The sequence below is a fragment of the Serratia sp. KH_031 genome, assembly GCF_057839655.1.
Genome location: NZ_CM174496.1, coordinates 2,379,512 through 2,393,971, shown reverse-complemented (window position 1 = coordinate 2,393,971; position 14,460 = coordinate 2,379,512). Strand labels below are relative to the sequence as shown.

At 48.8% G+C, this 14,460-nt stretch carries 13 protein-coding genes; 11 read left to right on the top strand and 2 right to left on the bottom strand.

Annotated features, from left to right (window positions below):
* The first annotated feature begins 143 nt into the window (after nt 1-143).
* A complete protein-coding gene (gene manA / locus AC3ISQ_RS10735) occupies nt 144-1,322 on the top strand; it encodes a mannose-6-phosphate isomerase (RefSeq protein ID WP_489353227.1) in 1,179 nt (392 codons plus the stop codon).
* 108 nt (nt 1,323-1,430) lie between these two features.
* A complete protein-coding gene (locus tag AC3ISQ_RS10730) occupies nt 1,431-2,951 on the top strand; it encodes a YdgA family protein (RefSeq protein ID WP_489353040.1) in 1,521 nt (506 codons plus the stop codon).
* Nucleotides 2,952-2,997: 46 nt separating this feature from the next.
* Here AC3ISQ_RS10730 and malI read toward each other — a convergent pair whose 3' ends face one another.
* Complete coding sequence (gene malI / locus AC3ISQ_RS10725; RefSeq protein WP_489353038.1) at nt 2,998-4,029, bottom strand: Mal regulon transcriptional regulator MalI; 1,032 nt, start codon at nt 4,027-4,029, stop codon at nt 2,998-3,000.
* A 211-nt stretch (nt 4,030-4,240) separates the two neighbouring features.
* Here malI and malX point away from each other — a divergent pair, with 211 nt between their 5' ends.
* The 9 genes from malX to add all read left to right on the top strand — a co-directional run bounded on the left by malX (nt 4,241) and on the right by add (nt 13,236).
* Complete coding sequence (gene malX, locus AC3ISQ_RS10720; RefSeq protein ID WP_489353036.1) at nt 4,241-5,860, top strand: maltose/glucose-specific PTS transporter subunit IIBC; 1,620 nt, start codon at nt 4,241-4,243, stop codon at nt 5,858-5,860.
* Nucleotides 5,853-7,034, top strand: coding sequence for a MalY/PatB family protein (locus AC3ISQ_RS10715; RefSeq protein ID WP_489353034.1), 1,182 nt, complete (start codon nt 5,853-5,855; stop codon nt 7,032-7,034). Before malX ends, AC3ISQ_RS10715 begins: the two co-directional genes overlap by 8 nt.
* 409 nt (nt 7,035-7,443) lie before the next feature.
* The gene (locus AC3ISQ_RS10710) at nt 7,444-8,424 is read left to right on the top strand and encodes a 6-phosphofructokinase (RefSeq protein WP_489353032.1); all 981 of its coding nucleotides are present in this window, start codon (nt 7,444-7,446) and stop codon (nt 8,422-8,424) included.
* 11 nt (nt 8,425-8,435) lie between these two features.
* A complete protein-coding gene (locus AC3ISQ_RS10705) occupies nt 8,436-8,750 on the top strand; it encodes a PTS sugar transporter subunit IIB (RefSeq protein WP_489353030.1) in 315 nt (104 codons plus the stop codon).
* Nucleotides 8,743-10,110, top strand: a complete 1,368-nt coding sequence (locus AC3ISQ_RS10700; protein WP_489353028.1) for a PTS sugar transporter subunit IIC — start codon at nt 8,743-8,745, stop codon at nt 10,108-10,110. The genes AC3ISQ_RS10705 and AC3ISQ_RS10700 overlap by 8 nt, the downstream gene beginning before the upstream one ends.
* Nucleotides 10,097-10,939 (top strand): class II fructose-bisphosphate aldolase, encoded by an 843-nt coding sequence (locus AC3ISQ_RS10695; protein WP_489353026.1) that lies wholly within the window; start codon nt 10,097-10,099, stop codon nt 10,937-10,939. The genes AC3ISQ_RS10700 and AC3ISQ_RS10695 overlap by 14 nt, the downstream gene beginning before the upstream one ends.
* Before the next feature lie 257 nt (nt 10,940-11,196).
* Nucleotides 11,197-11,472 (top strand): hypothetical protein, encoded by a 276-nt coding sequence (locus AC3ISQ_RS10690; protein WP_489353024.1) that lies wholly within the window; start codon nt 11,197-11,199, stop codon nt 11,470-11,472.
* Between the two features lie 19 nt (nt 11,473-11,491).
* Nucleotides 11,492-12,061 carry a phosphotransferase-like protein gene (locus tag AC3ISQ_RS10685; protein ID WP_489353022.1) on the top strand — a complete coding sequence of 190 codons (570 nt, stop codon included), beginning with the start codon at nt 11,492-11,494 and terminating at the stop codon, nt 12,059-12,061.
* A 176-nt stretch (nt 12,062-12,237) separates the two neighbouring features.
* Nucleotides 12,238-13,236 (top strand): adenosine deaminase, encoded by a 999-nt coding sequence (add, locus tag AC3ISQ_RS10680; protein WP_489353020.1) that lies wholly within the window; start codon nt 12,238-12,240, stop codon nt 13,234-13,236.
* 37 nt (nt 13,237-13,273) lie between these two features.
* Here the strand turns inward: add and AC3ISQ_RS10675 are convergent, their stop codons facing one another.
* Complete coding sequence (locus AC3ISQ_RS10675) at nt 13,274-14,371, bottom strand: 3-oxoacyl-[acyl-carrier-protein] synthase III C-terminal domain-containing protein (RefSeq protein WP_489353018.1); 1,098 nt, start codon at nt 14,369-14,371, stop codon at nt 13,274-13,276.
* Nucleotides 14,372-14,460 lie beyond the last annotated feature (89 nt).

The following is a 14,460-nucleotide window of genomic DNA, read 5'->3' as shown; positions in this document are numbered from 1 at the left end:
ATGGTCACTTTGAGTATAGATAGATAATAATTATTCGCATTAACATACTGTCACAAGCGCATTTTTCGCTGTATTTCCTTGCAAGCACTGTGGGTGCATAGTTTACTTAGCGGTAATTTTTCTATTAAGCACAGGTAGTAATGATGCAAAAAATGACCAATGCGGTACAAAACTACGCATGGGGCAGCCATAACGCGCTCACCGAGCTGTATGGCATCGCTAACCCTGAAAACAAACCAATGGCGGAACTGTGGATGGGGGCGCATCCGAAAAGCCCTTCTCAGATTGCTGTCGCCGATGGCTCATTGCGTTCCCTACGTGCGGTGATCGATGACGATCAACCGAAACAGTTAGGTGCCGAAGTGGCTAAACGCTTTGGCGAGTTGCCGTTCTTATTCAAAGTGCTGTGCGCCGATCAACCGCTGTCGATTCAAGTTCACCCAAGTAAAAGCGCTGCCGAAGTCGGTTTTTCCAAAGAAAATGCCGCAGGTATTCCACTGGACGCGGCTGAACGCAATTATAAAGATCCGAACCATAAGCCAGAGCTGGTGTTTGCTTTGACCGATTTCTTGGCGATGAATGGTTTTCGTGAATTGTCGGACATCGAAACGCTGCTGAAACCGTTGTCTGCTGCGCACCACGATATCGCCGCTTTCCTGCAACAGCCAGACATCACACATCTATCTACCCTATTTGCCAGTCTGTTAGCGATGAGTGGCGAGCAGAAAGCCTTGGCTCTCGGCGTACTGAAATCAGCCCTAAACCATCAACAAGGCGAACCTTGGGACACCATCCGCTTTATCGCCAACTTCTATCCTGAAGATAGCGGTTTGTTCTCTCCGTTACTGCTGAACGTGGTGAAACTGAAACCTGGCGAAGCGATGTTTCTGTATGCCGAAACGCCTCACGCCTATTTGAATGGTGTAGCGCTGGAGGTGATGGCCAACTCAGATAACGTCTTGCGTGCCGGTTTAACACCGAAGTTCATTGATATTCCAGAATTGTTGGCCAATCTGCAATTTCGTCCACAACCCGCATCTGGCCTACTGACTCAGCCAGAAAAGCGTGGCGATGAGCTGTTCTTCCCGATCCCAGTCGATGATTTTGCTTTCTCATTGCACAATCTTTCCGCGGCGCCACAAGCACTCTCGCAACAAAGCGCGGCCATCGTGTTCTGCGTGGCGGGTGAAACGGTGTTGGAAAAATCCGGTCAGAAAGTCACGTTGAAACCGGGTGAATCCTGCTTTATTGCGGCTTATGAATCGCCGGTTAACGTCAGCGGTCACGGACGTATTGCACGTGTTTATAATCTGTTGTCGTAATATTGTTGATTAAACACTGGCTTAGCCCCACAATTAAACGCCTGCGGGCGTTTTTTATGATCCCATTTTGCCCAATTTTTCTATCCGTATAAAAGGATGAACAGAGCTATGAAAAAATCGTTAGTCGCTGTCAGCGTCATTGTGGTTCTTGGCGCAGCATGGACTGGGGCTTCCTGGTATACCGGCAAGCTCATCGAACAACGGATGGGTGAAGTGGTTGATAACGCCAACAGCCAGATCAAAACCTATTTGCCGAAAGCCGGTGTCAAACTGAGCTATGAGCAATACCAGCGTGGCCTATTCAGCAGTAAAGTGCGTTACGTATTGCGTTCCGACGGAACCATCACTACCGATGACGCCGCGTTGAAAGCAGGTGATGAAGTTGCCTTTATGGAAACTATCGATCACGGTCCATTCCCGTTCGCTCAGTTAAAGAAATTCAACCTGATCCCGAGCATGGCGTCGGTACATACCGAAATGGAAAACACGCCAGCGGTGAAAGCCCTGTTTGATATCACCAAAGGTAAATCGTTATTTACCGCCGATTCACGTATCTCCTATACCGGTGATACCTCTTCGGCAATTGACATCATTCCGGTTGATTATCAGAAAGATAAAAACTCACTGAAATTCAGTGGCGCTAAAATTGACGCCGATATCGCACGCGATATGAAAGCCATCAAGCTGGATGCGACTAGCGATAATTTGGTGATCAACGGTCCAAACCAATACGGTCAGACCGAGCAAGTCTCCCTGCAAGGAATGTCGTTGAACACCAATACCCACGCCGGTCAGTTTGATCTGAGCTTGGGTAATCAAACAATGGCTGTGAAGCAGTTGAAAATTGTGGTTGATGGCAAAGAAGCCATGACGCTGGACGGTTTCAATCTGGCCAGTCAATTTGGTGAGAAAGACAGCAACCTGAACGGCCAAATCGATTACCGCATGGATGCACTGAAAGTTGAAGGTAAAGACTTCGGTTCAGCTAAGTTAGCGTTAAAGCTCGATAAATTAGATGCTAAAGCACTGAAAGAGTTTGCCGATCGTTACAACCAACAAGTGATGGCGATGGTTCAACAAGGGACTTCACTGAACCCTGAAGATTATCAACAACAGACCACGGATATTGCGCTGCAAAATCTACCGCTGTTGTTGAAAGGTAATCCGACCCTCAGCATCGCCCCACTGAGTTGGAAAAACAGCAAAGGCGAAAGTACCTTCACGCTGAATTTGGATCTGACCGATCCGAATCAAACCGGTTCCCCTGCGGAATCTCTTGATCAGATGATCGCCCGTACAGTGAAAAAGCTGGATGCCAACCTGAGCATTCCAGTGCCAATGGCGACTGAAGTCACCACTCAAGCCGCCCAGTTGCAAGGTTATAGCGCCGAAGATGCACAAAAAGCCGCGCAGCAGCAGGTGCAAAGTCTGGCGGCAATGGGACAAATGTTCAAACTCACCACGCTGAAAGACGATGTTATTGGCACCAGCTTCAACTATGCCGATAACCAAGTGACGCTGAACGGCAACAAAATGTCACTGCAAGAGTTCGTCGGCATGTTTGGGTTGTTTGGTGCGCCGCAACCGGAAGAAGAAGCGCCTGTTCCGGCTCCTGCGCCACAGCAATAATTTATGCAAATTACTGCACAAGGGTCACTACGGTGACCCTTTTTTATTAGGTCGAACCACGCTTAATCATGACCGGTGGCAAGATCACGTCTTGCGTGGGTAAATCTGCATCACCGATGCGTTGCAGCAAACGAGCGGCGGCGCTGCGGCCGACTTCACGCGCGGCGCTGGAGATAATAGTCAGTGGCGGCTCGGTCAGTTCAGCCTCTGGCACATCGCCAAAACCGACTAACGCCACTTGTTGACCATAAAAACTGTCCATCCCTTCTGAACCAATGCCACGTCCGCTGCGAATGATACCGAAATAGGCGCCCATGGCGATCGAGGCCTTGTGGCAGACTAATGCTGTGATATTAGGATTCTTACGCAATAACGCTTCGGTGGCATCCGCCGCCGCATGTTGGCGGTAATCACATTCAACAATCCAATCGGAGCGGAATGGTAAACCGTTTTGCACTAGCGTGGCGCAGAATCCGCCCAGCCGTTCAGCTCGGGTCAGGGAATCACTCAAGCCACCAAGATAAGCAATCTGACTATGACCGCGTTTGATCAGCAACTCCACCGCCATTTTCGCCGCTTGCATGTTATCAGGGCGAACCACATCGATGCCTTCTAGCTCGTTCGAGCGCGCAGCACAAACCAAGGGTACGCCATGTTCGGCGGCTTTTTGCTGCAAGTCACCGATCGAACGTAATCCCCCCGCCAACACCATGCCATCCACACCATGTGCCAATAAGGTATCGAAGCAACGCGCTAGGCCTTTACCCTCATTCCCGCTTTGCGTCAGGAACAGGACTTTATCGTGAGCATCCAAAACCTCACTCAGACCGGCGGTCATTTCAGCATAAAAGGGTTCACAAATATCACGCAGGATCAGGCCGATCACCCCCGATTCGCCACCACGCAATGTCGCCGCTTGTCGATTGCGCACATAACCCAGTTGTTCGATCGCCTGATTTACCCGCGCCGCAGTGGTGGGTGAAATACGCCCCTTCCCGCTCAACACTAACGAAACGGTCGTGACGGAAACGCCAGCCTGTTGGGCAACTTCGGTGATGGTGATCTTTTTTATCGTCATAACGTCGCTAACGTCCTGAATCTTTGTCGTCAAGGGTATACCGAAAAGCTTTGAACAGTAAAACGTTTTACCTACGGATGTATTGTCGCCGCAAACGCAGCAACGTAATTGTGATTAATGGCGCATTTTTGTTAGGTAAAACGTTTTATCTTATTTTATCTAAACAGAATACAAACAACATTTGCACGCTTTTTCACCAGGAGCCATCGGTATGTCAGCGTCTAAAAGACAAAAAATCACTCTTTGGGAGTTTTTCCAAAGCCTCGGTAAAACCTTTATGTTGCCGGTGGCGCTCCTTTCTTTCTGCGGCATCATGCTGGGGATCGGCAGTTCGCTGAGTAGCCGAGATGTCATCACCCTGTTGCCGTTCATCGGCCATCCGATCTTCCAATTGATCTTCACTTGGATGAGTAAGGTAGGTTCCTTTGCTTTCAGTTTCCTGCCAGTGATGTTCGCGATTGCCATCCCGCTGGGCATGGCGCGTGAGAACAAAGGCGTCGCGGCGTTCTCCGGCTTTGTCGGTTTTGCTGTATTAAACTTGGCGACCAACTTCTATCTCACCACCAACGGTGTGTTGCCAACTACCGACCCGCTGGTACTGAAAGCCAATAATATCCAAAATATCTTGGGTATTCAGTCGATTGATACCGGTATTCTCGGTGCGGTGATCGTCGGGATCATCGTTTATCTGCTGCATGAGCGCTTCAACACCATTCGCCTGCCAGATGCTTTGGCCTTCTTCGGCGGTACTCGTTTTGTCCCTATCGTCACCACCGTGGTACTCGGTCTGTGTGGTTTAGTGATCCCCTTGATCTGGCCATGGTTTGCTGCCGGTATTAATGGTCTGGGTAAAGTGATCGACGAAGCGGGCGCTTTCGGTCCGATGATTTTCGGTACCGGTGAGCGTCTGTTACTACCATTCGGTTTGCACCACATTCTGGTCGCGCTGATCCGCTTTACCGAAGCGGGCGGTACGCTGGACGTTTGCGGCCATAGCGTTAGCGGCGCATTAACCATCTTCCAAGCGCAACTCTCCTGCCCAACCACCACCGGTTTTGCCGAAAGCGCAACGCGTTTCCTGTCACAAGGTAAGATGCCTGCCTTCCTCGGCGGTCTGCCAGGGGCAGCTTTAGCGATGTATCACTGCGCTAAACCAGAGAACCGTCATAAGATCAAAGGGCTGTTGATTTCAGGTGTCGTCGCTTGCGTGGTGGGTGGAACGACTGAACCGATCGAATTCCTGTTCTTGTTCGTGGCACCATTCTTGTATCTAATTCACGCCATCCTGACCGGTTTGGGCTTCACCGTGATGGCGCTGCTGGGTGTCACTATCGGTAACACCGACGGCAATATCATCGATTTTGTGGTGTTCGGTATCCTGCATGGCACTGCTACTAAGTGGTATCTGGTACCGCTGGTTGCGGCGATCTGGTTTGCTGCCTACTACGCTATTTTCCGCTTCTCTATCCAGCGTTTTAACATCAAAACACCGGGTCGTGAAACTGAAACCACCAGCAGCCAAAGTGCGCCAGTGGGTGCTGTCGGTAAATCCGGTTACAACGTGCCCGCTATTCTGGCCGCGTTGGGTGGCCGCGATAACATCATCTCGCTGGATAACTGCATCACCCGTCTGCGTCTATCGGTTAACGATATGAGCAAAGTTGACGATGCGGTGCTGAAAGCCAACCGCGCCATTGGTGTGGTGCATCTCAACGAGCACAACCTACAAGTGGTGATTGGTCCGCAGGTGCAATCGGTGAAAGATGAATTAGACTCACTAATAGCTGATGCACAACCTGATGTCGCGCTGAACGGAGCCGCTAATGTTTGATTTCTCTACCCCAGTCGATCGGCACGGTACTTGGTGTACCCAATGGGATTACATCGCCGATCGTTTTGGTACTGCCGATCTGCTGCCGTTCACCATTTCTGATATGGATTTTGCTACTGCGCCTTGCATTCTGGAGGCGCTCCAGCAGCGCTTGCAACACGGCGTCTTGGGTTATAGCCGCTGGCAACATGAGGATTTTCTCGGTGCGGTACGCCATTGGTATCAACAACGCTTTAATGCGCCAATGGATACCGATATGGCGGTGTATGGCCCTTCGGTGATCTATATGGTGGCGCAGTTGATCCGCATCTGGTCTGCGCCGGGCGATTATGTCGTGACTCACACCCCGGCTTACGACGCGTTCTACAAGACGATCCTCGGTAATCAACGTCAGGTATTAGCTTGTCCATTGAATAAGGTCGAGAACGATTGGCACTGTGATATGGCGCATCTGGAAGCATTATTAGCGCGCCCACAGACCAAGATCCTGCTGCTGTGCAGCCCACATAACCCGACCGGTAAAGTGTGGAGCCAACAGGAATTGGCCCAGATGGCCGAATTGTGTGAGCGTCACGGGGTCAAGGTGATCAGCGATGAGATCCATATGGATATGGTCTGGGGCGAGCAACGTCATACCCCATGGAGCCAAGTAGCAACCAGCCCTTGGGCGCTGCTGACCTCCGGCACCAAGAGCTTTAACATCCCTGCTCTGACCGGCGCTTATGGTTTTATCAGCGAGCCCGCCGCACGCGAGGCCTATATGTTGCAATTGAAAAGTCGCGACGGCCTCTCTTCCCCGGCGGTATTGGCGATTGTGGCGCACATCGCCGCCTATCGTCACGGCGAGGCTTGGCTAGACGAATTGCGCGCTTATCTGCAAGACAACCTGAAATACGTGGCACAGCGGTTGAACCAAGCATTTCCAGCGTTAAATTGGCAACCTCCGCAGGCGACGTATTTAGCCTGGATCGATCTACGTCCGTTAGGCATTGACGATCAAGAACTGCAACAGGTGCTGATCGAACGTGAAAAAGTCGCGATTATGCCCGGCTTTACCTACGGTGAAGAAGGTCGCGGTTTCTTGCGTCTAAACGTCGGTTGTCCACGTAGCAAAGTGGAAGCGGGTGTCGATAAACTGATTCGCGGGCTGGAGTTCCTTTTGGCTTCAGCCTGAATACATCACCACGACATCAAAGCCATTTGATTATTAGATGGCTTTTCTTATTAATTATTTCAATAACGTCTTTTCTCCGCAATCGGCTCATTCGGTTATTTTCTCTATCTAAGTAATGCGAGAAACATCACAAATCCATTATTCCCCTTCCTCGATAAATTCCACGTAATTCGTTCAGCTAACACGTTTAAATATAACAATCACAAGCTTTTGATTTAAATTAATTTATAAAAAGCAAAACTTTGTCATTTAACAAAATAGTTGTGACCTTTATCTCAAACACTAGTTCATCAAAGATCATGTCAATACCATAGACAAAATATTCCTTCGCCATTTTGTGACATTCGTTGCAAATTTACATCGGATTAATATTAACAATGCTGCCATAGCATTCGAAATGGAGGTTGTTATGCGAATCGGAGTGGTAATCAGTGGTGGCGATGGTGCAGGAATCAATAATTTTATTTATCACATCGCCAAACAAGCTCGGGCAGATATTATTTTATTCCATGGTGGTATTTCGGGGATATTATCCAATTGTCATGCAGAAATAACTATGCGTGAGCTAGCTGATTTCTCTATTTCGGCCATGCCGATGATAACTTCTGGCCGTACTGAAAAACGCTTGCTGCGTCATGAATATGAAACCATCAGCAAGCAGCTTAAAGCATTACATATTCACGTATTAATTATGGCCGGGGGTGATGGCTCACTGCAATTTTTACATAGGTTAAGTGAGTTCGGTATTAATTGCTTCGGTGTAGGCATGACCATCGATAACGATGTTTATGGGAGTCACTACACCATTGGTTTTTCGACCGCCTGTGAACAGGTGGTCAAAGAAGTCGCCAAATTGCGCAATACCGGGCGCGCACTACCAGGCCGCGTGTTTATGGTTGAACTGCTGGGCGGTTATTGTGGCGAGTTGACGCTGCAATCAGCGCTTAAATCCAATGCCGATTTTGCCTTGATCCCAGAGTGTCAGCAGCCGTTACCCTTGCTGGCAACAAAGATCACAGCTCGGCTGTTGCAGCAAAATAGCGTCATTCTGTTGTGTTCTGAGGGCTACACCAAAGAATATTCCCCCGGATTTCAAGGAGCGATCGACACCCTGATCAAACAACTGGAACCGCAGATTGGCGTGCGTATTCGTAAAACCATTATTGGCTATGGTTTGCGTAGCGGCGATCCTACCGGTGAAGAGATCTACCAAGGCACAATAATTGCCAATGAAGTGGTGCGCTGCATTGATGCAGGAATGCGTAATAAAGCCATCATTATTAACGGCAGTAATCAAGCCATTCCCATTGATTTAATCAGTATGCAAAAACGACTGGTTGATACAGAAGGACCACATTACAAACTCGCCAAGCAGTTAAATATAATCTGAGGAGATGTCCCATGCTTAAAATTTTGTGCGTATGTGGCTGTGGCCTCGGCTCCAGTTTTGCTATTGAAATGAGCGCAAACGCGGTGCTGAAAAAACTTGGAATAGAAGCTGAGATCGACCACACCACGATTTCAGAAGCCAGTGCATTTAAGTTCGATATTATTCTTACGCAAAAAACCTTTGCCGATATATTAAATGCCGATGCCAGTGAGGAAGAAAAAAAACGCGTTATTATTTTACATCGACTGACAGACAAAACAGAAATCGAACAGAAGATCATGGCCTTTTTGAATGAACGTAACTTAAAGGAAGTCAATCATGAATAGTGTGATTAACTTTATTGTAAAGGATCTACTCGGGCAGGCATCGATATTAATTGCCTTGATTGCTATGCTGGGTTTATTGCTGCAAAAAAAATCGACGGGCAAAGTCGCGGAAGGCACGTTTAAAACGCTGCTTGGTTTTTTGATAATGATGGCAGGTATCAATATCATCGTCGCCACCCTCACCTATCTGAACAGTATCTTTACCCACGGTTTCGGGATGCACGGCTATATTACCGATGTTGCCGCCATTGCAGGTGTGGCTAACCGTGAACTGGGTTCTGAGGTGGCATTGACGCTATTGGTGATTTTTGCCGTCAATATTCTGATCGCCCGCTTAACCCCATTCAAATATATTTTTCTCACCGGTCAAGCGTTGCTGTGGATGGCGACTATTGGCGCGGTGATTGGTTATAAGGCCGGTTTGACCGGATTGCCGTTAATCCTCACTGGGGGCGTTTTCGGCGGGATCATGGCGGTAGTGATGCCAGCTCTGGCACAACCGATAGTGCGCAGAATTACTCAGTCTGACGATGTCGCTCTAGGGCATTTTTGCACCATTGGTTATCTGGTACAGGCTGCCGTCGCTAAGGTGGTAGGCAAAGGTTCGCGTTCAACGGAAGATCTTGAGCTGCCAGATAATTTCAAGTTTCTGCAAGATACCTATCTTTCCATGGCGGTGGTGATGATCCCGATGTATTTGATCCCCGCCTTCGCCGCCGGCCCTACCTACATTGCGCAATTTTCTGGTGGTATGAACTACCTGATGTATTCGCTCATGCAGGCCATTCAGTTTGTTGCCGGGGTGTTCATTCTTTACAGCGGCGTGCGCCTGCTACTTAACGAATTGGTGCCTGCATTTCGTGGCATTGCGATGCGTATTGTGCCTGACGCCAAACCAGCCTTGGATTGCCCGGTACTGTTCCCTTATGCCCCCAACGCGGTCATCGTCGGTTTTCTGGCCACTACGCTGGGATCAGTAATCGGCATGTTGGTGTTCCCAATGTTCGGCCTGGCGATGATCTTGCCTGGCCTACTCACCAACTTCTTTGCCGGTGGCACCGCAGGCATTTTCGGCAATGCGCTTGGTGGTCGCCGCGGAGCGATGATTGGCGGCGTCGTACATGGGCTGTTCATCACTTTCCTACCGGCCATTCTGGTGCCTATGCTGGAGAGTTACGGTTTTGTCGGCCTGACATTCAGTGATTCCGACGTCATCAGCAGCGGATTGGTACTCGGCCATGCCTTCCAAGGTGATTGGCTGTTCGTCCTCGCTTTCGTTGTCTTCGTGGCGCTCATCGCATGGTTCGTCAACGGTAAATCGACCAAACACCAAGGAGAAAAAACTCATGAAACTGTATAACTTCAATCAGTTACAAACCATTGCGAAACAGCGTGGTTTCAAGGCTATCGGCTCATTCAATTTGCATTGTCTGGAGATGCTACCGGCCTACTTTGGTGCCGCAAAAGAAACTAATAGCCCGCTGATGATCCAGATCTCAACCGGCACCGCAGAATATCTGGGTTACGCGCTACTCGTTGATGCCGTGCGTTCACTGGCCGCCAGCCAAAATGTACCAACCTGTCTGCATCTTGATCACTGTTCAGACCTAACGGCGATAAAAACCGCGATTGATGCCGGTTTTAGTTCGGTAATGTACGACGGTTCACACCTGAACATAGAAGAAAACATCGCCAATACGTGTAAAGCAATCGAACTAGCGCGGCCTCATAACGTCACGGTAGAGGCCGAGCTAGGTGCCATTGGCGGTTCTGAAGATGGTAAAATGGTCGCAGAAGCAGAGATCTGTTTCACCAGCGTGGAAGACGCTAAACAGTTTGTTGCCGCCACTGGTGTTGACATGCTGGCGATATCCATCGGCACCGTACATGGTCTTTACACCGGCAAAGCGCATATTCAGCACCAGCGCCTGGCAGAAATTACCGCCGCCACTCATATCCCCTTGGTGTTGCATGGTGGTACCGGCGTCAGCGACGAAGATATGCACCGCGCGGTGGCCAGTGGTATTGAAAAGGTGAATGTCGGCACAGAAATGAATGTGCAATGGGTGGGTCACTGCAAACAGACATTTGAAAAAGGCAAAGTGAACGACAGCGTGCGTAAATTCCTTATTCCGGCCAATAATGCGGTTACCAATGTATTAATCGAAAAAATTAATCTATTTAAGTAACGTCTATACCCAAAATAATTGGAGTTGCATCACAAAAAGGCTCCAGCCTTTTTGAACAGCGCTTGCGCTGGCCCTAACAGGGCGAGGCGTAGCCGAGTAACGCGGCAAGTGAGTAAATCCCGATGAGCTTACGCCAGTAAGTGATTCGGGTGCGCGAACGTAGCCAACAAAGATGCAGCTTCAAGTATGACGGGTATATTTCAATAGGTCGCCCTTTTAATTAACTGCCACAGCATTCGTCGTGGCTGGAGACACTTATGTTCAATTTCTTGAAAAAGTCAGCAAAAGAAAGGCCAGAGGAAGAAGCCAATGATCCACAAGCAGATAAAATATTAAAAAAAATAGAACAGTTGGAAAACCAACTGGCACAGAACTCAAGTGCGAGTGAAATTCACAAGCAATTAATGCTTGAATATAACCGCGCAATAAAGATTTTCGCCAAAAATAAACACTACCACCAACATATCGATATTATTTTCACCAAGATGGATGAGTTGCGTAATATTATCCGCAAAACCATCAGGTTCAATTAATGGAGGCTATGGTTATTATATGACAGCACCAATAGGTAAAACGGTGATATTAGTAAACGGAGTACCGGCCTCGGGTAAAAGCACCGTCGCACATAGCCTGGCGCAGCGTCTCACACTGCCTTATCTGGCGTTGGACAGCATCAAAGAACCTTTTATGCTCAACATGAACAATGTGGATCGTGGATTAAACCGTTTGCTGGGTTGTGCGGCTTACCAAGCTATCTGGTCGATTGTCGGGATGGCGCCAGCGGGTTGTACTTATGTCGTCGATGCTTGGTTTGGTTTTCAATCTAAAGAAGCATTGAGCCAATATCTACATCATTCCGGGGTGGTTCAGGTGTTCGAGGTATGGAACCAGATCTCCGGCGAGCTGGCAGCAGAGCGCTACGCCAAACGCCTTGATGATCGGCTTCCCGGTCACCCTGGTGCTGAATATCTGGTGGAATTACGTACCTTGGCAACCGATGCCAAACCAATGGCACTCGGCCCGGTGTTCAAGGTGGAACAGCCACAACCATTGAAGATGGACGCCCTGACGGATTGGTTGGCAAGGTACGGCTATCCAGTTGAACAGCACACATATGGCTGATCGAATAAAGTAAAGCGGGAGTCTTTCTTCCGCTTTTGTACAAAATTGCGACGCATGCCGCATTTAATGTGAGTATCGTCACTTTATATTGCAACTCGATAGCTATTTGCAGTCATTTGTTTTTATACTGATCCGCACTTGATCAACAACGACATTAACAACAACGAGTGCAAATCATGATCGATTCTCGCCTACCTCTGACTGACATTCACCGTCATCTCGACGGTAATATCCGCGCTCAAACCATCCTTGACTTGGGTCGCAAATTTAACCTCGCCTTACCTGCCGACGAATTGGAAGCGCTGCGTCCACACGTGCAAATCACCCATGCCGAGCCTGATTTGGTCAGCTTCTTGCAGAAACTGGACTGGGGCGTCGCGGTACTGGGCGATCTGGATTCTTGTTATCGCGTAGCCTATGAAAACGTCGAGGACGCAGTGAATGCTGGCCTGCACTATGCCGAGCTGCGTTTCTCCCCGTATTACATGGCGATGAAACATAACCTGCCAGTCGCTGGCGTGGTGGAAGCGGTGATCGGCGGGATTCGTTCTGGCTGTCGCGATCATGATATTGATATCCGCCTGATTGGTATTCTGAGCCGCACCTTTGGCGAACAAGCCTGTATGGAAGAGTTAGAAGGTCTATTGGCACATCGCAGTAAAATTACCGCGCTGGATCTAGCGGGTGATGAATTGGGCTTCCCGGGGGATCGTTTCCTCACTCACTTCAACCGTGGCCGTGACGCAGGTTGGCATATTACCGTTCACGCAGGTGAAGCGGCTGGGCCAGAAAGCATCTGGCAGGCCATTCGTGAACTGGGTGCCGAGCGCATCGGTCACGGGGTGAAAGCCGTCGAAGATACCAAATTAATGGATTATCTCGCCAAGCACGGTATTGGTATCGAATCTTGCCTGACCTCCAATATTCAGACCAGCACCGTGGCATCTCTGGCGCAGCACCCGCTGGCAACGTTCCTGCGTCACGGCGTAATGGCTTCGATCAACACCGACGATCCCGCGGTTCAAGGCATCGAAATTAAAAACGAATACCTCGTTGCCGCGCCACAAGCTGGATTAACGCCGGAAGAGATCCACACCGCTCAGGAAAACGGCCTGAAAATGGCGTTCCTTAGTGATAAGGAAAAACAGAATTTACGCGATAAAGTGCGCGGGTAATATCGATAATGAGGGTGCTTCGGCACCCTTTATTCCTTTATTCCAATTCAATTAAAAATGCACCACGTTCAGGACCTGCCCCCACCACCATGACTGCGACTTCATCACCACGCTTGAGTTTTTTAGACTCGATATCGTCATGGATCATTTTAAGTGTACTGGGAATAACTAAATTGCCGTACTTTCGCACGTTGGTACTGAACTTAGCCTGTTCAACCCCTGTCTCTTCGCTGTACATTTTGATAAATCCATCCACCATATTGGGGCTAGCCTGATGAGTGTAGATCCGCTCAACCTCATGAAAATAGTTTTGCCGATGAGCTTCCAACCCCCGGTGATTGAGTTGCATTCCTTGTGAGTAATAACGTTTAGTTTTATCTCCCGCCATGGCATAGCAGGACAGTTGCTCATTCTGTTCTATACCCGGCGGATTCAACGCACCACCACCGGGATAATGGATCAGTGGATCGTCAAATCCCGCCTCATCACCAAAACTCAGTGAGTCACGGCTATATAGACTATACCCATTAGCCGAAGGGTTATGTCGCAGAACAATGGCCGCTGCACCATCTGAAAATAGTGCAGGTGACGCCCACAGAACGCTGTTCAATGGATGGTGTGTGTTGTAGCGATAAATCGGCGAAACCATATATAAACTGGACACTTCATAAGTGACGATCAAAATATTTTTTGCGTTCAACTTGGCTGCCAATGACAATGCTCGTGCCATACCCGCACAGCCAGCCGCGAGCTGTAACGGGGGAATATGGTCAGGAATTTCCAACGCACGTAACAAGTTAAAGGAGTCGTAATCCAGTTGCACCTCATATGGCGTACTGGTGGCGATCATCACGATATCAATCTCTTGTGCCGTCAGACTAGCGCTATCCATGGCCGCACGAGCAACCTCAACAATACGGTTAAAATTGCGAAAGAAATCAGGATCCCAACTTTTAGATGCTACTGGCCCAATAATATTTTGAATATCTTTACCTGATAAAAATTTTCCTGGTTTTTTACGATTGGGAATTTTAAAATCATCGGCCCATTCATCCATGCTTAATACATTACCAATGACCGTAGACAATCCCGCTATTTTGTAATGAAAATGACAACCTTGCTGTTTTACACTCATAGTTTACCCATTCAAGTTAAGTTAATATGCCGTTTGAATCATAACGACTATATACAGACGAAAATTCATTCGCCGCCAGGGATAATTAT